Source organism: Falsirhodobacter sp. 20TX0035 (assembly GCF_028307215.1).
In the GTDB taxonomy this organism is placed as follows: domain Bacteria; phylum Pseudomonadota; class Alphaproteobacteria; order Rhodobacterales; family Rhodobacteraceae; genus Falsirhodobacter.
The window spans coordinates 24826-44093 of the sequence record NZ_JAQMHV010000009.1 but is presented as its reverse complement, the minus strand read 5'-3'; the positions used below and the strand labels follow the sequence as shown (position 1 = coordinate 44093).

General features: G+C 63.5%; 18 protein-coding genes. 6 read left to right on the top strand and 12 right to left on the bottom strand.

Going from position 1 to position 19268, the window contains the following annotated elements; all coding sequences use genetic code 11:
• From PIJ50_RS11045 to PIJ50_RS11020, 6 genes are read right to left on the bottom strand one after another with little or no spacing between them, the layout of a single operon-like run.
• A complete protein-coding gene (locus tag PIJ50_RS11045; protein WP_271975367.1) occupies positions 1 to 918 on the bottom strand; it encodes an N-carbamoyl-D-amino-acid hydrolase in 918 nt (305 codons plus the stop codon).
• Between the two features lie 24 nt (positions 919 to 942).
• Positions 943 to 2346: a dihydroorotase gene (locus tag PIJ50_RS11040; RefSeq protein ID WP_271975242.1), complete on the bottom strand. Its 1404-nt coding sequence runs from the start codon at positions 2344 to 2346 to the stop codon at positions 943 to 945.
• The gene (locus PIJ50_RS11035) at positions 2336 to 4141 is read right to left on the bottom strand and encodes an ABC transporter ATP-binding protein (RefSeq protein WP_271975241.1); all 1806 of its coding nucleotides are present in this window, start codon (positions 4139 to 4141) and stop codon (positions 2336 to 2338) included. The genes PIJ50_RS11040 and PIJ50_RS11035 overlap by 11 nt, the downstream gene beginning before the upstream one ends.
• The gene (locus PIJ50_RS11030; RefSeq protein WP_271975240.1) at positions 4141 to 5004 is read right to left on the bottom strand and encodes an ABC transporter permease; all 864 of its coding nucleotides are present in this window, start codon (positions 5002 to 5004) and stop codon (positions 4141 to 4143) included. Before PIJ50_RS11030 ends, PIJ50_RS11035 begins: the two co-directional genes overlap by 1 nt.
• On the bottom strand, positions 5001 to 5951 hold the full coding sequence (locus PIJ50_RS11025; protein WP_271975239.1) for an ABC transporter permease: 951 nt from the start codon (positions 5949 to 5951) through the stop codon (positions 5001 to 5003). Before PIJ50_RS11025 ends, PIJ50_RS11030 begins: the two co-directional genes overlap by 4 nt.
• Positions 5952 to 5954: 3 nt before the next feature.
• Positions 5955 to 7472: an ABC transporter substrate-binding protein gene (locus PIJ50_RS11020; protein ID WP_271975238.1), complete on the bottom strand. Its 1518-nt coding sequence runs from the start codon at positions 7470 to 7472 to the stop codon at positions 5955 to 5957.
• 259 nt (positions 7473 to 7731) lie between these two features.
• Here PIJ50_RS11020 and PIJ50_RS11015 point away from each other — a divergent pair.
• A protein-coding gene (locus tag PIJ50_RS11015; protein WP_271975237.1) for an IS5 family transposase occupies positions 7732 to 8519 on the top strand; the annotation gives its coding sequence in 2 pieces (ribosomal slippage) (positions 7732 to 8071 and positions 8071 to 8519; 789 coding nt in all).
• Between the two features lie 85 nt (positions 8520 to 8604).
• Here PIJ50_RS11015 and PIJ50_RS11010 read toward each other — a convergent pair.
• The 6 genes from PIJ50_RS11010 to PIJ50_RS10985 all read right to left on the bottom strand — a co-directional run bounded on the left by PIJ50_RS11010 (position 8605) and on the right by PIJ50_RS10985 (position 14275).
• Positions 8605 to 9639, bottom strand: coding sequence for an Ldh family oxidoreductase (locus PIJ50_RS11010; RefSeq protein WP_271975236.1), 1035 nt, complete (start codon positions 9637 to 9639; stop codon positions 8605 to 8607).
• A 10-nt stretch (positions 9640 to 9649) separates the two neighbouring features.
• On the bottom strand, positions 9650 to 10585 hold the full coding sequence (locus PIJ50_RS11005) for an NAD(P)-dependent oxidoreductase (RefSeq protein WP_271975234.1): 936 nt from the start codon (positions 10583 to 10585) through the stop codon (positions 9650 to 9652).
• Between the two features lie 17 nt (positions 10586 to 10602).
• Complete coding sequence (locus tag PIJ50_RS11000; protein WP_271975233.1) at positions 10603 to 12102, bottom strand: tripartite tricarboxylate transporter permease; 1500 nt, start codon at positions 12100 to 12102, stop codon at positions 10603 to 10605.
• Entirely contained in the window at positions 12099 to 12587 is a 489-nt protein-coding gene (locus tag PIJ50_RS10995; RefSeq protein ID WP_271975231.1) for a tripartite tricarboxylate transporter TctB family protein, read from the bottom strand. Before PIJ50_RS10995 ends, PIJ50_RS11000 begins: the two co-directional genes overlap by 4 nt.
• A 67-nt stretch (positions 12588 to 12654) precedes the next feature.
• Positions 12655 to 13620, bottom strand: coding sequence for a Bug family tripartite tricarboxylate transporter substrate binding protein (locus tag PIJ50_RS10990; RefSeq protein WP_271975229.1), 966 nt, complete (start codon positions 13618 to 13620; stop codon positions 12655 to 12657).
• Between the two features lie 247 nt (positions 13621 to 13867).
• Positions 13868 to 14275 (bottom strand): CpaF/VirB11 family protein, encoded by a 408-nt coding sequence (locus tag PIJ50_RS10985; RefSeq protein ID WP_271975227.1) that lies wholly within the window; start codon positions 14273 to 14275, stop codon positions 13868 to 13870.
• Between PIJ50_RS10985 and PIJ50_RS10980 the strand changes: the two genes are divergently transcribed.
• The 5 genes from PIJ50_RS10980 to PIJ50_RS10960 all read left to right on the top strand — a co-directional run bounded on the left by PIJ50_RS10980 (position 14274) and on the right by PIJ50_RS10960 (position 19206).
• Positions 14274 to 15152, top strand: a complete 879-nt coding sequence (locus tag PIJ50_RS10980; protein WP_271975226.1) for a tripartite tricarboxylate transporter permease — start codon at positions 14274 to 14276, stop codon at positions 15150 to 15152. The genes PIJ50_RS10985 and PIJ50_RS10980 overlap by 2 nt on opposite strands.
• A 233-nt stretch (positions 15153 to 15385) precedes the next feature.
• Positions 15386 to 16126, top strand: a complete 741-nt coding sequence (locus tag PIJ50_RS10975) for a GntR family transcriptional regulator (protein WP_271975225.1) — start codon at positions 15386 to 15388, stop codon at positions 16124 to 16126.
• A gap of 82 nt (positions 16127 to 16208) precedes the next feature.
• A complete protein-coding gene (locus tag PIJ50_RS10970; RefSeq protein ID WP_271975224.1) occupies positions 16209 to 17027 on the top strand; it encodes an amidohydrolase family protein in 819 nt (272 codons plus the stop codon).
• A 21-nt stretch (positions 17028 to 17048) separates the two neighbouring features.
• Positions 17049 to 18344 carry an SLC13 family permease gene (locus PIJ50_RS10965; RefSeq protein WP_271975222.1) on the top strand — a complete coding sequence of 432 codons (1296 nt, stop codon included), beginning with the start codon at positions 17049 to 17051 and terminating at the stop codon, positions 18342 to 18344.
• A gap of 187 nt (positions 18345 to 18531) precedes the next feature.
• Positions 18532 to 19206 (top strand): response regulator, encoded by a 675-nt coding sequence (locus PIJ50_RS10960; protein WP_271975220.1) that lies wholly within the window; start codon positions 18532 to 18534, stop codon positions 19204 to 19206.
• The last annotated feature ends 62 nt before the right edge of the window (positions 19207 to 19268 follow it).

The following is a 19268-nucleotide window of genomic DNA, read 5'->3' as shown; positions in this document are numbered from 1 at the left end:
TCAAACCTCGATCTTGACGCCGGTCTGCTCCGTGATCCGGTCGTAATGCTCGATACGGCGGTGCGCGTCGAAATTGAAGACGGTGGATTTGCCGAAGGCGCATTTGTCGAAGTCGCATTCCGCCACGATCAACTCGTCGCCCTCACCCTGCGCCCGGGCGATCACGAAGCCGTCGGGATCGACGATGATCGAACCCGCGAACATGTGGTTGCCATCCTCCATCCCGCATTTCGCCACGGCCACGGCATAGGTGGAGTTCTGGTAGGCGCCCGCGCAGACGGAAAGCTCGTGGTGATAGACGCGGCGCTCGATCCCCTCCTCGGCGGAGAGGTTGTTCTGCGACGGCGTGTTGTAGCCGATCGTGACAAGTTCCACGCCTTGCAGGCCAAGACTGCGCCACGTTTCCGGCCAGCGGCGGTCGTTGCAGATGGCCATGCCCATGATCGCGCCTTGGTTGCGGACCACGTTGAAGCCCGTGTCACCGGCCAAAAAATAGCGCTTTTCCAGATGCTGGTGCGTACGCTCCGCCTCGTATTCCGCGTGTCCGGGTAGGTGGGTCTTACGATAGGTCAACACGATCTCCCCCTCGGGCGAGACGAGGATGGAGGTGTTGTAATGCAGACCCTCCGGCGTCAGTTCGCAGTATCCGAAGGTGAAGCCCATGCCGAAGCCCTTCGCCATGTCGAACAGCGGTTGCGTCGCGGCATTGGGCATCTCCGTCTCGAACCAGTGGTCGAACTCGGCCCGATCCTCCACGTAGAAGCGGGGGAAGAAAGTGGTCAGCGTCATCTCGGGATAGACGAGAAATTCCACGCCCCTGTCATGCGCTTCCTGCATCAGCGCCATCATGCGCGCGACTACGGCCTCGCGCCCCTCGTCCTTCTGGATGCCGCCGATCTGGGCGCCGCCAACGATCATGTTCATGGTTTTTCTTTCCTGGTTTCAGAGGAACGGCTGAAGAGGCCGGAACTGGAAGGGAGGGGTGGGCACGGTCGCAAGGCCCATGGCCCGAAGCCCGGCCTCGGCCTCGGGCGGGCAGAGGATCGTGGCCCCCTGCCCCACCACCACGCCGTCGCGCAGGATCGCGCGCCCGCCGCCGAAGCTGCTGACCGCGCGGCGTCGTTCCAGATCGATCACCGTGATGTCGGCATCCGCGCCGACGCCCAGATGCCCCTTGCCGGGCAGACCCATCATCCGCGCGGGCTCCGCCGAGGTTTTCACCACGAACTCCGCCAGCGTGAGCGCATTCAGGGCGACGAGGGCAAGGCCGCGGTCGCACAGGTCATTGCGCGGGATGCCCCCGCCATCGGTGGCCAGCGCGTCGATGGCAAAGCGGCCGTTCGCGCGTTTCATCACCGCAAGGTTGATCCGCGCCTCGGGCGGGTTGACGTGGAAGCTGCATCCGATGTCGGAATCGGCCGCACGCCACTCGGCCGCCGCAGGCTCACCCGTGGCGAGGATGTTCTCGCCGTCGACCAGCATGTGCACATGCGCCCAACCGGCAAGGATCGCGGCCTCCATCCCTTGCGCGTCGGGGGTGAAACCGCCCGTCTTCAGGTTGCGCTGCGTGGCGACGCTTTCGGGGATGCCATTGGCGCATTTCGCCGAATTGCCGTTGAAGGGCGCGAGGTAGCTTTCGGACCAGATGTTGGGATGCGCCTCCAGCAAGCGGACCGTTTCCAGCGTCTCGGCAAGGATGTGGTCCTGCGTGCCGCGGACATAGGCGTTCACATGGGGCAGGTGCAGGGGATGGCCCGCCGCCAGCTCCAGCGCTTGCCGCAGGCCGCGCATGTCCTGCGGCGTGTCGAGGGTGCCGGCGTGGAAGGCGACATGCGCGCCTTCCACGGCACACAGGGCGATGGTGCGGGCCGTCGCCTCGGGCGTCAGGGGGAAATGCCCGCCCAGCACCTTCAGCCCGATCGCGCCGCTTGCCCGTGCCCGCGCAAGATGGTCGCGCAGTTCGTCGGTATGCGGGTTCGCGGTGTCCACCGTATGGCCCGGACGGACATAATCGATGCAGGCCAGCGTCAGGCCCGTGCCGTGCCGGGCCGCAAGCTGCATCACGCTGTCCACCGGACCCGCGACATCGAAGGCGGTCGTCACGCCGGCGCGGGCCAGCATGCGGTGTCCGACGGCGCCACCCAGCCATGAGGACAGGTGGACATGGCTGTCGATAATGCCGGGCAGGACATGCAGCCCCGCGATGTCGATCTCCTCCCGCGCGGGGCCGAGGTCGTGGCCGAGGGCCGCGATCCGCCCCCCCTCCATCGCGATGTCGCAGATGCCCTCGCGTCCGTTCACGGGGTCGGTGACATGGCCACCCCGCAGGATCACGTCATGCGGCATGGCTGTCCTCCATGACCAGATGGTCGGGCGCCACCTCGCGCCACGCGCGTTTCGGCGGGATGTAATCGGCGTCGCGGACGGCGCTGCGGATTTCACCGGCGGGCGGCGTCATCTGCCCACGCCGCGAGGGGTCGGGCTGGGGCACGGCGGCGATCAGGCGCTGCGTATAGGGGTGCTGGGGGTTGTCGAACACCGCAGCCCTCGGGCCGATCTCCACGATCTCGCCCAGGTACATGACGGCGACGCGATGGCTCATCCGTTCGACCACGGCCATGTCGTGGCTGATGAAGAGATAGGCCACGCCAAGCTGATCCTGCAGGTCCAGCATCAGGTTCGACACCTGCGCCTTGATCGAGGCGTCCAGCGCCGACACCGCCTCGTCGGCGATGATGACCTTGGGTTCCAGCGCCATCGCGCGCGCGATGGAGATGCGCTGACGTTGCCCGCCCGAGAATTCGTGCGGGAAGCGGGTCGCCACCTCGGGCGGCAGGCCCACCTTGGTCAGAAGGTCGGCCACGCGGTCGCCCACTTCGCTGCGGGTGGCCATGCCGTGAACCAGCAGGGGCTCGGCGATGGCCGCGCCGATGCTGCGGCGGGGGTTGAGGCTGGCGAACGGGTCCTGAAAGATCATCTGCACGTCGCGGTGGCTGCTTCGGGTGCGGCTGCCCGCCGCGAGCACGTCGGCCCCGTCCACGAAGACGGACCCGCTGGTCGCCTCGGTCAGCCGCATGATCGACCGCCCGGTGGTGGACTTGCCGCAGCCGGATTCACCGACAAGGCTGAGGGTTTCGCCGGGGTGGAGGCGGAAGCTCACATCCTCCACCGCGTGGACGCGGCGGGCGACGCGGCCGAAGCCTCCGAGGATGTCGAACCGCGTGACGAGGTTGCACACGTCGAGGATCGGCCGCTTCGGCTGCACCGTGTCGCGCATCGCGGGCTGGGGCGCGGGGATGCCGGTGGCGGGGTCGATCACCGCGAACCGGCCGGGCAGCGACGTGCCCTTCAGCGCGCCAAGCTTCGGGATCGCCGCCAGCAATGCGCGCGAATAGGGATGCGCGGGTGCGGTGAAAAGCTTGCCGGTCTCCTCCGTCTCCACCACGTCGCCGCGGAACATGACGACGGTGCGGTCCGCGATCTCGGCCACCACGCCCATGTCATGCGTGATGAAGAGGACGGCCATGTTCTCCTCGGCCTGCAGCTCGCGGATGATCTCCAGGATCTGGGCCTGGATGGTCACATCCAGCGCGGTCGTCGGCTCGTCCGCGATCAGCAGCTTCGGCTTGCAGGCCAGCGCCATCGCGATCATCACCCGCTGGCGCATCCCGCCCGAAAGCTTGTGGGGATACTCTGCCAGCCGCCCCTGCGCCGAGGGGATGCGGACGCGTTCCAGCAGGCGCACGGATTCGGCCAGCGCCTCGGCGCGCGTCATGCCGCGGTGGCGGATCAGCACCTCGGACAGTTGCTCGCCGATGGTCAGCACGGGGTTAAGGCTGGTCATCGGCTCCTGAAAGATCATGCCGATCTCGTTGCCGCGAATGGCCGTCATCTCGGCCGGTTTCAGGCCCAGAAGGTTGCGCCCGTTCAGCAGGATCTCCCCCTCCAGCCGGGTGCGGCCGGGCTGGTGCAGTTGCAGGATCGACAGCGCCGTCACGCTTTTGCCCGAGCCGCTTTCGCCGACGATGGCCACCGTCTCGCCCGGCATCACGTCGAGGTTCACGTTGCGGACGGTGGGGTTCCAGCCGCCGCGCGCCTTGAAGCTTACCGTCAGGTCGCGGATGGATAGGATCGGTTGCATCACAGGTCCTTTGCCAGACGGGGATCGACCAGATCGCGCAGCCCGTCGCCGAGGATCTGCAGCGACAGCACCGCGAACACGATCGCAAGGCCGGGGAAATACATGAGCCAGGGGGCCGAGGAGATGTATTCGCGCCCCGTCGACAGCATCGTGCCCCATGTCGGCACGTCCGGGGAGGCGCCCACGCCAAGGAAGGACAGCGACGCCTCGGCCAGCATGGCACTGGCGAAGATGAACGTCGCCTGCACGAGGATGGGCGAGGCGAGGTTCACCAGCACATGCCCGCCAAGGATGCGCCATGTGGGCACGCCCATCGACTTCGCAGCCTCGATATAGGGCAGTTCGCGCAGCACCAGCGTCGTGCCACGCACCACCCGCGCCAGCCGCGGCGTATAGGTGATGCCAAGCGCAAGGATCACGTTCGTCAGCGATCCGCCAAGCGCCGCAACCAGCGAAATGGCCAGCAGAATGTCCGGAAACGCCATCATCGCGTCCAGAAACCGCGAGATCACGGCGTCGAGCCTGCGGAAATAACCCGCGAGGATGCCCATGACGACCCCCGCGATCCCGGCGAACACCACCACGGCGGCGCTGACCAGCAGCGACACGCGGCCCGCATAGATGGCACGCGACAGCACGTCGCGCCCAAACTCGTCGGTGCCGAAGGGGTGGGCAAGGCTGGGGCTCTGGAAGCGGTTCACGATGGACAGCGCGTCGGGATCATAGGGCGCGACCAAGGGGGCGAAGATCGCCAGCAGCGCGATGACGGACAGCACCAGGGCGGCAATCAGCACGGTCCGGTTGCGGAACAGGCGGCGCAGCACGTCAAGGCGGGTGGGGGGCGTTTGGATGACGGCGGTCACAGGCGCACCCGCGGATCGACGAGGATATAGAGCATGTCCACCAGGAAGTTGATCAAAACATAGACACCAGCCACGACCAGAAGTGTGCCTTGGATGACGGGATAATCGCGGCGCATCACCGCGTTGACGGTCAGGTTGCCGATGCCGGGAAGGCCGAACACCGTCTCCGTCACCACCGCGCCCGAGATCAGGAGCGCCACCGACAGGCCCACTACCGTGATGATCGGGATCAGCGCGTTCTTCAGCGCGTGGCGCATCACGACACGCTTTTCGACCATGCCCTTGGCGCGGGCGGTGCGGATGTAATCCTCGGACAGCACATCGAGCATGGCCGCGCGGGTGAAACGCAGGATCAGCGCGGAGTTGACCACCCCAAGCGCCACGGCGGGCAGCAGCAGATGCCCCATCCGGGTGGCGAACCCCGCCCCCGGACCGCCATAGCCCGAAGTGGGAAACCACCCCAGCGACACGGCGAAGGTCTGGATCAGGATCAGCCCCAGCCAGAAGCTGGGAACCGAGGAGGCCAGCATCGACACCGCCACCGCGATCTGATCGATCACCGATCCGCGCTTGTAGGCCGAAATGATCCCCACCGGCAGCGCGATGGCCACGGCGATCAGGATGGCGAACAGCGTGAGGAAGATAGTCGTCTCGGCACTGCCCGCGATGGCGTCCAGCACCGGCACGCCAAGAAACAGCGACTGGCCCAGATCGCCCTGCGCGGCATCAAGGACATAGGTTGCGTATTGTTCGAGGATGGGACGATCGAGGCCCATGCGTTCGCGCAGGTCGGCGATGTCCTGCACCGTCGCCTGATCGCCGAGGATCATCGCCGCAGGATCGCCCGGCGTCAGCCGGACGATCACGAAAGTCACGGTGACAATCGCGAGCATCACCACCAGCATACCGCCCAGGCGGCGAAGAATGACGGATGTCACCGAGCCCATGGATCAGTTCCCGACCGAGACGTTCCAGAAGAACGGCCACACGGCCGGCTCCAGATTCTGCAGCTTCTTGCTGGCGGCCGACAGGCTGTTGAAGTCGCCCACCTTGAAGATCGGCATGTCGGTGAAGAACTGCGTCTGCAGCGCGTCGGCGGCGTCCTTCTGCGCGTCTTCACCCACGGCCGAAAGATAGGAGGCGAGAGCGGCGTCCTTGCCCGGCGTCTCGTACCAGCCGGGATAGGAGGCGGTGAAGGTGTTGTGCATCGACGGGTCCGGCGGGAAGACCGAGTTCGTGATGAAGATGTCCCAAGCCGCCAGATCGCCGCGCCGCGAGGTCAGCGTGGCCCAGTCCGACACCTGCAGATCGACGTCGAAGCCCGCCATCTCCAGATAGACCTCGGCCACCTGCGCCATCTTGTAGTTGAACTCGTATTGCCGCGTCGTCAGGATCCGCAGCGGCGTGCCATCATAGCCCGCCTCTTTCAGAAGTTCCTGCGCATGCTCCATGTCGCCCTCGGCGGGGATGTCCATACCCGCCGTGGAATACCATGTGCTGGATTCGGGGAACAACGCGCCGTTCACGGTGAAGAAGCCGGGATCGTCGAAAGCCGCGGCCATCAGATCGTTCGAGTTCAGGGCGTTGGCCACGGCCTGCCGCAGGCGCACGTCGGTCAGCACGCCTTCCTTCATGTTCATGTTCAGCGACATCCAGCCCGAGTCCTTCAGGACCACCGGTTCGGCCACGTCCGAGGCTTCCAGCCGGTCGAAGGCGCTGATGGGCAGGCTGTCGGCATAGTCGTATTGACCGGCCAGAACACCCTCGACGCGGGTGTTGGCGTCGGGGACAGGGGTGAAGACCAGTTGCTCCACCATCGCCTCGCGCGCGCCTGCATAGCCGTCGGCCTCGCCCGCGGGCGGGGTGTAGCCTTCGAAGGCGCGCAGGTCGATATACTGGTCGGGGCGGCGCTCCTCCAGACGGAAGGGGCCGGTGCCCACGAATTCGACCAGCGGATCGGCCAGCGTGCTTTCCGGCATGATGACGGAATACTGGCTGAGCATCGCGACTAGGGGTGCGAAACGCTCCTTCAGGCGGATGGTGACCTCGTGATCGCCCGTCGCCTCGATCGTGTCGATATAGGCAGCGGCGGCCTTGCCCTTGGAGTTGATCTTCGTCCAGCGCATGAGTGAGGCGGTCACGTCCTGCGCCGTCATCGGTGCGTCGTTATGGAACGTCACGTCCTGCCGCAGGGGGATGACGTAGGTCAGGCCGTCCGCAGACACCTCGGGCATCGCGGCGGCCAGCAGGGGTTTCGCCACGCCCGACGTATCCAGCGCGAACAGCGTCTCGAAAATGTGCTGGGTGATTTCCTGCACAAGGATCACGGGCGAAAGCTGCACGTCCAGCGTGGCCGGCTCGCCGATCGTGGCCACCGTCAGTTTGGATCCGGCAGGCGGAGCCGCAAAGGCGGCGGTCCCAATCAGCAGCGCCACGGCACAAGCGCTGGTCGTCAAAAATCCGATCATGAGGTTTACCCTGTCATCTCGTTTAGCGGCATGCCGATGAGAGGGATAAGGTCCTTTCCAATAGAGCAATAAGAGAGTGAACTTATGATCTTGTTAATTATATAAATTTATTTTATATATTGATGTTTGCCTATTATGTTTCCGAAAATTTGTTCAAACGATTTTTAATTAAGCAAATATAGATGCCGGTGAACTTTAGGTCGTGTTGACAAAAGGGATTCACATCAGGCTTTGAGCATGATTCAAGCTGGCATCTGCGATGGAGACCAGCTTGGCACGAGACCTTATGTCGGACGGTGAATGGGCATTCTTTGAGCGCTTCATCCTCGCCGTCCGCGCCCCGAACGGGCGCAAACCCGCCAACCACCGCCTCGTTCTTGATGACGTATTCTGGATCGCACGCACCGGGGCTCCATGGCGCGATTTGCCGGGGGAGTTCGGCAAATGGTCGAGCGTCTATCGGCAATTCCGGCGGTGGACATTGCCCGGGCTCTGGGAGGACATCATGGAGGCCCTGAACCAGAGCGGGGCCGTGCCAAGCGCCCTGCAAATGATCGACAGCACCGTGATCCGCGCCCACCATCAGGCAGCGGGCGCTAAAGGGGGACTCCGCCACAGGGTTTCGGCCGTTCTCGAGGTGGCTTCACGACCAAGATCCACCTCGTCGTCAATACACACGGGCTGTCCATGAGGACAGAGATCACGCCTGGCCAGACGTCGGACTATCTCGGCTTCGATCTGGTGATGGCAGATAATCTGCCCCGCCCAAGCGTGCTGCTCGCGGATTGCGGCTACGATGCAGACAAGATCAGGGAGGGCATGGAGGCGCGCAACGTCCTGCCCGTGATACCGATGCGCAAGTCTCGCAAGAAGCGGATTGGTGTCGATCGTTCGCTGTATCACCTGCGTAATCTGGTCGAACGCTGCTTCAACAAACTCAAGAACGCCAGGCGTGTCGCGACCCGCTACGACAAGACGGCGGAAAGCTTCCTTGGCTTCATCGACATCACGTCGATCCGCCTATGGATCCGCCATTTGTCAACATGACCTAGTGCGCTGGCGACTGTATCTCAGCTTACGCTACAAGAGAATTCCATGTCCGCATCCCCTTAACCACGGAAAGGAATACCCGTTAAACGGTTGGGACTCGCACGCCGCATTTTTGGGCTTCTACCACCAGCGCGGGCCAGATGGTGGGGTGAAGTGCCACCCCCTCCGTGGCTGCGCGACGCGCTCGCAGCAGGGCTGCCTGCCCTGGCAGACGCACCGGTTTGCCGGGGTCTCTGGGGGGCGAGGCAAGACAGCTTTCCACCAGCCAGCCTGTCTGGCGCAGGAACGCCTCGCGCCCGCCAAAAGCCTCCGGATCATGAACAGTGATGGTGACGGCGCAGTTTGTGCCTTTGGGATCATCCGCCCGCCCATAGCCGGCGAGCCCTTGGGTCAAGGCTTCGACGGACAAGGCCATTCCGTAACCCTTCTGCCCGTGATCCAGCCCGCCTGTCGGAAGAAGGGTTCCGCCCTGCGTCACCACTGCGGGGTCGGTGGTGGTCCGCCCCTCCGCGTCCATGATCCAAGGATGATCGTACACATGACCTTCGCGGATCATGCGCTGCGCCATGTTGACCGTGGTGATGGAGGCGGAGATGTCGATCAGGATGGGGTCGCCCGGTGTCGGGATGCCATAGGCCACGGGGTTCGGCGTAAACACGCCTTTCAGCCCGCCGAACGGCGCCACCTGCGCCCCCGACGGCGAAGACGACGCGATGGAGATCATCAGCCCCTGATCCGTCGCCTCTCCCAGATAGGCGGCCAGCGCGCCGATGTGGTGACTGTCGGCGATTGTCAGGGTGCAGGTGCCGTGCTGCCGTGCCCGGTCGCACGCCACCCGCACCGCCCGCGACACCAGCCAGGCCCCCGGCAGGCGGCGGCCGTTCCACAGGATGGCAGCACCACGGTCGGACCGGACATCATGATCGCCGCTCTTGGTCATGACGCCGTCGTCGATGCTTTGCAGATACCACGGGGCAAGGGCGAGACCGTGGGTGGAATGTCCCATCATGTCCGCTTCAACCAGATAATGGGCGACAGCCTCCGCCTTCTCGGCGTCCAGTCCAGCGGCGAGGAAGAGATCGGCGGCGAACAGCCTCAACGAAGACACAGGGTGCATGGCTCTTCCTTCAGTTCAAAACGCGGGAGGGCCGACGGCCGTCCAGCAGGTCCTGCATGTCGGCGATGTTCATAAGCCCGACATTCTCCAGCGCTTCTACGGTGTCGGCGCCGGAATGGGGCATGAAGATCGCGTTCGGGTGGGAGAAGATGGGGTGGGAGGTGTCCGGCGGCTCTACCGCATAGGCGTCGATGGCGGCGCCCGCGAGATGACCGCCGACCAGCGCCTCGTGCACCGCGTCCAGATCCACCACTTCCCCCCGGGCGAGGTTGAGCAGCCGTGCCCCCGGCTTCATGCGGCCCAAGCGCTCGGCGTTGATCAGGGCGGCGTTGTCCGCCCCGCCGAACACGTGCAGGGAAAGGTAATCGCTGCGGGCCAGCACGCTGTCCAGATCCAACAGTTCGATCCCGTGCTGCTGGGCAAATGCCGCATCCGCGTAGGGGTCCGTCGCCACCACCATCATGCCCAGACCCAAGGCCAGCAGTGCCAGCTTGCGTCCGATATTGCCCAGACCGACGACGCCCAGCGTCTTGCCGCCCAGCTGCACTCCTGCCTTTCGGTCCCATCCGCCCGAGGTGACGGAGACGTGGCCTTGCGGGATCTGCCGCGCCATCGCGAACATCATCCCGATCGCAAGCTCTGCCACCGCGTCCGCGTTCGCGCCCGGCGTGTTCGCGACAGGCAGGGTGCGGGCGGAACAGGCCGGGATGTCGATGTTGTCAACACCCACGCCATGCTTCAGCACGCCTTTCAGCCGTGTCGCCCGATCCAGCACCTCTGGGCTGGGACCGATCAGCCCGACGACAAAGAAGTCGGCATCTTCAATCTGCTCGGCCAGCGTGACGGCGTCTGCGCAGCGCACAAGGGTCCAACCCAGTTCGTCCAGCCGTGCGGCCACACGCGGTGCGGTGCCAAAGCCGGGGGATGTCGTAACGATCTTCACCATGGGAACCTCGTGGTGGCTTATTCTTCGAAAGCGTCGACGCGCTTCTTGCGAATGGAGGGCAGAATCATCAGGATCAGGCACAGGGCCGCGATCGCCAGCAGTGTTGCCGAAATCGGGCGCGTCAGGAACACCGTGGGGTCACCCCGCCCGGTTAGGAGGGCGCGGCGCAGGTTCTCTTCGAGCATGGGACCCAGGACGAGGCCCAGAAGAAGAGGCGTCGGTTCGCAGCCCAGCTTCATGAAGACATAGCCAAGCACCCCGAACCCCACCATCAGCAGGACGTCGAACGTGCTGTTGCTGACGGTGTATACGCCGACGCAGCACAGCGCGACGATGATCGGAAACAGGAAACGGTAGGGCACCGAAAGAAGCTTCACCCAGATACCGATCAACGGCAGGTTCAGGATCACCAGCATCAGGTTGCCCAGCCACATGGAGGCGATGAGCCCCCAGAACAGCACAGGTTCGTTCGTGATGATGTTGGGCCCCGGCGTCACACCGTGCAGGATCAGTGCGCCCATCATCATGGCCATGGTCGCATTGGCGGGGATGCCCAAGGTCAGTAGCGGAATGAACGAAGTTTGCGCCCCCGCGTTGTTCGCGCTTTCCGGCGCGGCGACACCCTCGATTGCGCCTTGGCCGAAGCGTTCCGGCGTGCGGGACAGCTTCTTTTCCGTGACATAGGCCGCGAAAGCCCCGATCGTGGCGCCGCCGCCTGGCAGAACACCGAGGATGGAACCGATGCCCGTTCCTCGCAGCACAGGGCGGATGATCGCCTTGAAATCCGCACGGCTGAGCATCAGGGAGCCTACACTCTTGACCGAGGTCGCGCGCGAGGATTCATCTTCGAGGTTCTGGCAGATCTCGGCCAGACCGAAGAGACCCATGGCGATGGCCACGAATTCCAGTCCGTCCAGCAGCTGCGGCTGGCCAAAGGTCATGCGGGCGGCCCCGGTGTAGATGTCCTGACCCACCAGTCCCAACATCACGCCGATTACGATCATCGCCAGCGCCTTTACAATGGAACCGGAGGCCATGGTGACCGACGCGATCAGTCCCAGCACCATCAGGGAAAAGTAATCCGCCGGACCGAAGCTGAGAGCGGCTGCGGCCAGCACCGGTCCCAGCGTCGCGATCACCAGCGTGGCCACCGACCCCGCAAAGAAGGAGCCGAGCGCCGCTGTGGCCAGCGCCGCCCCGGCCCGGCCCTGCCGCGCCATTTTGTAGCCGTCCAGCGCCGTCACGACCGAAGACGCTTCCCCTGGCAGGTTGATCAGGATCGCGGTGGTGGAGCTGCCATATTGGGCGCCATAGAAGATCCCGGCCAGCATAATCAGCGCGGTGACCGGATCCAGCCCGAACGTCAGTGGCAACAACATGGCGATGGTCGCGACCGGTCCAAGGCCCGGCAGCACGCCGATAAGAGTGCCGACCAACGCGCCAAGAAATCCATAGGAAAGATTGGTGAAGGTCAGCGCGGTCGCGAAACCAAGGCCCAGATCGGAAAGCAGGTTCATGGTGCCCCCTTCAGGAACGTCAGCCAGGTGCCAAGGAACCGGAACGGAAGATCCAGCGCCTCGGCAAAGATGAGCCAGGCACCAAGCGCGGTCAGCACTGCGAGGGCCAGACCGGGCAATGGGCGGAATTCACGGCTGGCCGCAGCCGCGGTCAGGACGGCCCCAAACACGGCGAGCGGCAATCCCAGCGGCACCAGTGCGAGGGCGAAGAAGACGCCGGCGCCGCAGATGACCAGCATGCGGCCCCAAGCCAGTGGGGCCGTCGCAGTCTCCAGGCTCGCCTTGCGCACGCCGTTCAGAATAGTCACAACGGCCAGCGCGGTAAGGATCCCGCACAGGACCAGCGGGAAATATCCTGGCCCCATGCGCAGCGTCGAGCCGAGCGGCAAGTGGTGGGCGCCGTAGGCAAAGATGCCCGCAATCAGCAGGAACAACAGGCCGGAAAGAACGTCCCTGTTCCGGAGTATCATCTCGGCCCGCGTCATGATGGTCCTTTGGCAGGTGAAAACGAACGATCGGTGCCGCAGAACGGCACCGGTCAAAGAGGCAGAATTACTTGTTCATCCCATACATGCCGAGCTCACGAATGACGCCCTCGGCCATCTTGCTGTCGGCGCGGGCCAGCTCGGCGTAGCCGTCGCTGTCGCGGTAATCGACGAATTCCCCCATCTCCTTCATGCGGGCGATGAACTCCGGATCCTCAAACGTTTCCTTCAGTGCCGCCGTAAGAGTGGTCCGCACGTCCTCGGGCAAGCCCTTCGGCGCAATGATCCCTTTCCACGACGACCAGGTGAAGTCGACGCCGCTTTCGACGGCCGTCGGCACGTCCGGGAACTCCGCGATCCGCTCGGCCTCCATGACAAACAGGGGCGTCACGGCGCCGGATTCAATGTGCGCACGGGCTTCGGCCGGCGTTGCGGTGACGGCGTCGATGTGCCCCCCCGCGCAGTTCGTCAACGCTTCAGAAGCGCCGCTGAACGGAACATTCTCGAACGCCGTTCCGGACGCCCGGCCGAAAGCCTCAACCGACAGGTGATTTGCCCCGCCAGAGCCGGAGTTGCCGATCAATATCATCCCAGGGTTTTCCTTGGCATAGGCCAGAAACTCCTCGACCTTGGTGAAGGGCGCGTCCTTGCAGGCCAGAACGACCTGAAGGTTGCGCGCCATCAGCGCCAGGAAGTCCACATCGTCGATGTTGTATGTGGTCGCCCCGTAGTGCGGCAGAAGGGCGATCGGCCCCTGCGCGCCTGTTCCAAGCGTGTAGCCATCGGGTGTTGCCTTTAAGGCCTCACCGGTGCCGATGCCACCCCCACCGCCGGGAACATTGCGAATGACCACCGTGGCGCCCGGGATCTTCTTTTGAAGAGTTTCGGCCATGACCCGCATCGACAGGTCTGTGCCGCCGCCGGCGGCGTAGGGCACGATTACCTCGATGGGTTGCTCGGGATAGCTTTGGGCATTGGCAGAAAAAGCTACAACCGTCCCAATCGCTGCCAGTGCAACGACGCTGTTTCGCATTGACATGTAAGTCCTCCCAAACGTCCCGACCCTCCCGCCAGAACATTAAGGGCAAGTGTCATGCTTTGAGCCTTTCTTGTCAAGGCATGATGCGGTGACGCAGACGTATACGTTTAACAGCGTGTTTTCACTTATATTTATATGACTAACTTGATGAGACAACTTTACAAGTTCTACGAGTTGTTATGTCGACACCGGCATATGCATGGCTATGTAGACCTGAGCCATCTATAAACGTGGTGAACGATCACTCACATTTTGCCAGTGCCGGCATGTAGACCTGAAGGACGCCCCGCTTTCCGCCGCGCCGGCCGACCTGCACGATGAGGTCGATGGTCTGGCGCGCGTAATCCAGAACGTCCTGCCGCGTCTGGTTCAGCCCCGCCCGTATGACCATCATTGCCAAACGCTCCAATGCAAGGACCGGACTGTCGGCATGAATGGTGCTGATGGACCCCGGATGGCCTGTGTTGATCGCTTCCAGAAAGTTCAGGGCTTCGACACCGCGGATTTCCCCGAGGATCAACCGATCCGGCCGCATCCGCAGCGCGGATTCAAGCAACAGGGCCGAGGAGCGTTCCGATCCGGCCCGCCGCTCCGCCACCAGCGCCACCGTGTTCGGATGGGGCAGATGGAGTTCCGGCGCATCCTCCATGGGCATCTTCGGTCTGGGCGAGATCGTCCGCAATCTGGAGTCAACCCCTGGCACGCAGAATGCGAGGGTCGAGAAGATTACCCGTCTGATGCCCTCCAAGGATGATTTCCGCCGGATGGCGGCACCCATCCTGCGCGGCACGATGCTTGGATCGGCGTTGGGCATCCTGCCCGGCGGTGGCGCGATGTTGTCGTCCTTCGCCTCTTACTCGCTCGAGAAGCGCGTGTCAAAAACGCCCGACCAGTTCGGCAAGGGCGCCATCGAGGGCGTGGCCGGACCGGAATCGGCCAATAATGCCGGCGCCCAGACATCCTATATCCCGATGCTAACATTGGGTATTCCGTCGAACCCCGTGATGGCGCTGATGATCGGCGCCCTGATCATCCAGGGCATCCAGCCGGGACCCGCGATTATTTCGGAACAGCCTGAGCTGTTTTGGGGCGTGATCGTGTCGATGTGGATCGGGAACCTGCTGCTCCTGATCCTCAACCTGCCGATGGTGGGGATCTGGGTGCGGCTGCTGACCACGCCGTATTGGGCGCTGTTTCCGCTGGTTCTCGTGTTCAGCGCAATGGGGGTTTACAGCCTCCAGAACTCCACCTTCGACGTGATGCTGATGGCGGGCTTCGGGGTGCTGGGCTACATCCTGATTAAGCTGAAATGCGAGCCTGCGCCCCTTCTTCTTGGGTTCGTTCTTGGTCCCATGATGGAAGAATACTTCCGCCGCGCCATGCTTCTGTCCCGCGGAGATGCGACGGTCTTCATCAGCCGCCCGATCAGCGCGGTCATCCTCGCTATCGCCGCCATTGCACTGTTCAGCGCTTTCGCGCCCAAGCTCCGTCGGCGCCGCGAGGAGATCTTTGTCGAGGAGGACTGAATCAAGGGACAACATGATCGACCAGGACAAACAATGAGAAGCTTGTTCAGCATTCGTCCTTCAACTCGCCACACTTATGCGACGCGAAGAAAGCATGCGCGCTACGGTGGCCCCTCCTCCAGACGTCCCCTGCCGTTAGATCCGGAAGGAGCGCCCCGCACATATAGTTCTATATAGAACTTGTTGACTTGCCGCTCTCTCCTCGCAAGAGTGTCTTCAGGGAGAGATGATTCATGAGACAGGTCGAATTCGATACTTCGGGGGAGGTCGACAAACGACTTCCTTCCTATATCCGGCTGCGGGACGGTCTTGCCGGCCGCATCGCGCGTGGCGACTGGAAACCTGATGTCACCCTTCCATCCGAAAACCAGCTCGCAGCCGAAACGGGGCTGTCGGTTGGCACCGTACGAAAGGCGATGCAGATGCTCGTCGATGAAGGTCTTCTGGAACGCAGGCAAGGGGCCGGGACATTCCTGAGCAAACGCGCCTTCGACACGTCGTTGTTCCGGTTCTTCGCCGTGACGACGGAGGATGGGACGCCGATCATCCCGACCAGTCGGCTCATCGCCCGCACACGCATCGGGGCTCCAGCTGCGGTATCGCGTGTATTGGGCACGGAGGACTGCATCCGCATCGATCGCGTCCGCAGCCATTTCGACCAGGTGCTGCTGAGCGAGGAGATCTGGATCCCGCACCATCGCTTCCAAGGTCTCGAAACCTTAGCGGAAGGTGAGATCGGCCCCCTACTCTATCCCCTGTATCTTGAGCGGTTCAGCGTCTTCATCGCAAACGCCGTCGACGATGTCAGCTTCGCGCGTGCCTCGGACGCGGTGGCCGGACGCCTCGGCGTCGCGCCCGGCGGTCCGACCGCCGTGATCGAACGGACCGCCTTCACGGTGGATGGCACGGCTGTGGAATGGCGCGTGGCGCAGGGGCCGGCGGAACGCTTCCGATACCGCAGCCGCCTGACCTGATCCGACCTCGCCGCCCTTCGGGATGGCGAGATCCGGTCCCGCAAGGCGGTGGGGCCGATGCTTTTACCAGAAAGGACACGCCTTGACTGGCCCAACCCGCATCACGGGCATCGACACGCATGCCCACATCTTTCATCCCAACGCGCCGATGGCCGAGGGACGCCGATACAGCCCTGCCTACGAAGCCGCCCTTGCCGACTGGTTTGCGCATCAGGACGCCCATGGTCTGTCGCATGGCGTGCTGATCCAGCCCAGCTTCTTCGGCACCGACAACAGCCTCATTGAGGCGGCGCTGACCGCCTTTCCTGACCGGCTGCGCGGCGTCGCTGTGATAGACCCCGACATTCCGGATGCCGAGCTGGAGCGGCTGGACTCCTGCGGCTTCGTGGGGGCGCGCCTCAACCTCGTCGGACGGGACATCGACGATTTCGGAATCGCCCTCTGGCAGGACTTCTTCGGGCGCCTTTCCAAATTCCGCTGGCAGGTGGAGATCCAGCGCAGCTTCGACGATCTGGCCGAGGTCGTGCCCGTCATCGCGGCATCCGGCGTCACAGTGATGATCGACCATTTCGGTCTGCCGCAGGGAGGCATCAATCCCGCAATCCCCGCGCACCGGGCCTTTCTGGACGTGCTGGCGCGGACGCCTTCGGTGTGGGTGAAGCTGTCGGCACCGTACCGCTCCGCGCAGACGCCGGAGATCGCCTGGCAGAGCTTCCGCCTGCTGCGCGAGGCCTGCGGCGGAACAGACCGCTTCGTCTGGGGCAGCGATTGGCCCCATACCCAACACGAGACCGCGACGGATTACGCGGATCAGGTCGCACGGCTGCATGCGCTGGTTCCCGACGCGGCAGAGCGCGACCGGATCCTTGTCGCCAATCCAGCCAAGCTTTTCCGCTTCTAAGTCACCTGAGGGAGGGGACCCATGAGCCTTGTCATCGTAGCGGCCATCGTTCTGGCCGTGATCCTAGGGTACACGACCCGGATCAACATCGGCCTGTTCGCCATCGCCTTCGCTTATCTTCTGGGCTGTTTCGGCCTCGGGCTCAGCCCCAATGCCGTCATCGGGATGTGGCCACTGAGGATCTTCTTCGTGATCTTTGCGGTGTGCCTGTTCTACAGCTTCGCCCTGATCAACGGCACGCTGACCCGACTGGCCGAGCATCTGCTGTATCGTTGCCGCAACATGCCGTGGGTTCTGCCCTATGCGATTTTCCTGACCTCTACGCTGATCGCAGGCATGGGTGCAGGATATTATACGGTTCTGGCCTTCATGGCCCCCATAACGCTGATTCTTTGCCGCAAAACGGGGCTGGATCTGATCCTGGGCGGGATGGCGGCCAACTATGGCGCTCTGGCCGGGGCGAACTTCATGTCCAGCCAGTCGGGCATCATCTTCCGGGGACTGATGACGGAAAATGGGATCAACCACACGCAGGCCTTCGTCAACGCCACGGCCATCTTCGCGGCCACGATGATCGTTCCCTTTGTCGTCATCACGGTCGTGATGTTCCTGTTCGGCAACCATCGCGGCCTTGCAGCGGCCATTGATGCCGAACGTCCCGAACCGCTGGACGGCAAGCAGCGCGTCACGCTGGGCCTCACGCTCCTGATGATGATCCTCGTCCTCGCGGGTCCGGTCCTGCACCTCATGATGCCCGCCAATGACACGATCGCCTTCATCAACGCCAAGATCGACATCGGCCTGATCGCCAGCATCTTCGCCGTGATCGCCCTGCTGCTGAAGCTGGGGGACGAGCGCAAGGCCATCGCCTCGGTTCCGTGGTCGACGCTGATCATGATCTGCGGGATGGGCATGCTGATCTCCGTTGCTATCGAGGCCGGCACCATCGACGCCCTCGCAAGCTGGCTTGGCACGAACATCCCTCCGGCACTTCTGCCTGTAGTCATCGGGGTCGTGGCGGCGATCATGTCGCTGTTCTCCAGCACCCTGGGCGTGGTGACGCCGACGCTATTTCCGCTGGTGCCGGCACTGGCCGAGAACATGGCGATCAGCCCGGCGCTGCTGTTCACGGCCATTGTCGTCGGCGCTCAGGCGACGTCGATTTCCCCTTTCTCCTCGGGTGGGAGCCTTATCCTAGGTTCTGCACCGGATGAACCCACGCGCGAGTCGCTGTTCGGCCGTCTGCTGTTCCGGGCGGCACCCGTGGGCTTCGTCGCCGCGCTGCTGATGAACCTGGTCTTGACGTTCCTGATGTGACCAGACAAGCGGCCCGCATAAGGTGTGGGCCACTATCAATCTCTTTATAAGAGGCACGGGTTTGCCGATCCGAACCAAAGATCGGCAAATCTTTGAGGCCACACGTTCGCTGCATCGTGATCATCGACGTGGCGAGGGCAAACGCGGTGGTATCATCCGAAACCGCAGTATTGATCGGACTGACGTCATGCGCCTGCTGCTTGTCGAAGATGACCACGAACTTGCCGACTGGCTCATGCAGGGCCTTGTGCAGCGTGGTTTTCACATCGATTGGGCCGATGACGGCCGAATGGCGGAGCAGCGTGCTCTTGCGGAGGATTTCGATGTGATCCTTCTGGATCTCGGGCTGCCATTTCTTTCTGGATCGCAGCTTCTGGCGCGCCTCAAGGCCCGGGGAAACGAGACGCCCGTGCTTGTCATGACGGCACGCGACACTCTCGCACAACGAGTGGCCTTGCTGCGCGATGGTGCGGATGACTTCATGGGCAAACCGCTGGCCATAGAGGAACTGGAGGTCCGCCTTCACGCGCTGATCCGGCGCAGCCATGGCCGGGCAAGAGGGATCTATACCTGCGGGCCCCTGAGCTTTGACCAAGCGAGCCAGAGCTTCACCCTGACGGGCCGGCATCTGTCATTCTCACCCAGAGAACACGCGGTTCTGCGATTGCTGATCCAGAAACAGGGCGACCCGCTGTCGAAGCAGCAGATCATCGACCGTCTCGTGACCATGGAAGAGGACCTCAACCCCGAAGCGATCGAGGTCATCGTGCACCGCCTTCGCAAGAAACTGGGCGAAGGAAGCGTCCAGATCGTCACCTTGCGCGGCGTGGGCTATCTGCTGGAAGCGGAAGCGGACGCATGATCAGAAAGCCCCGCCCTGTTTCCGGAAGGGCGCTATGGAAGACATTGGCCTTGTGGATGCTG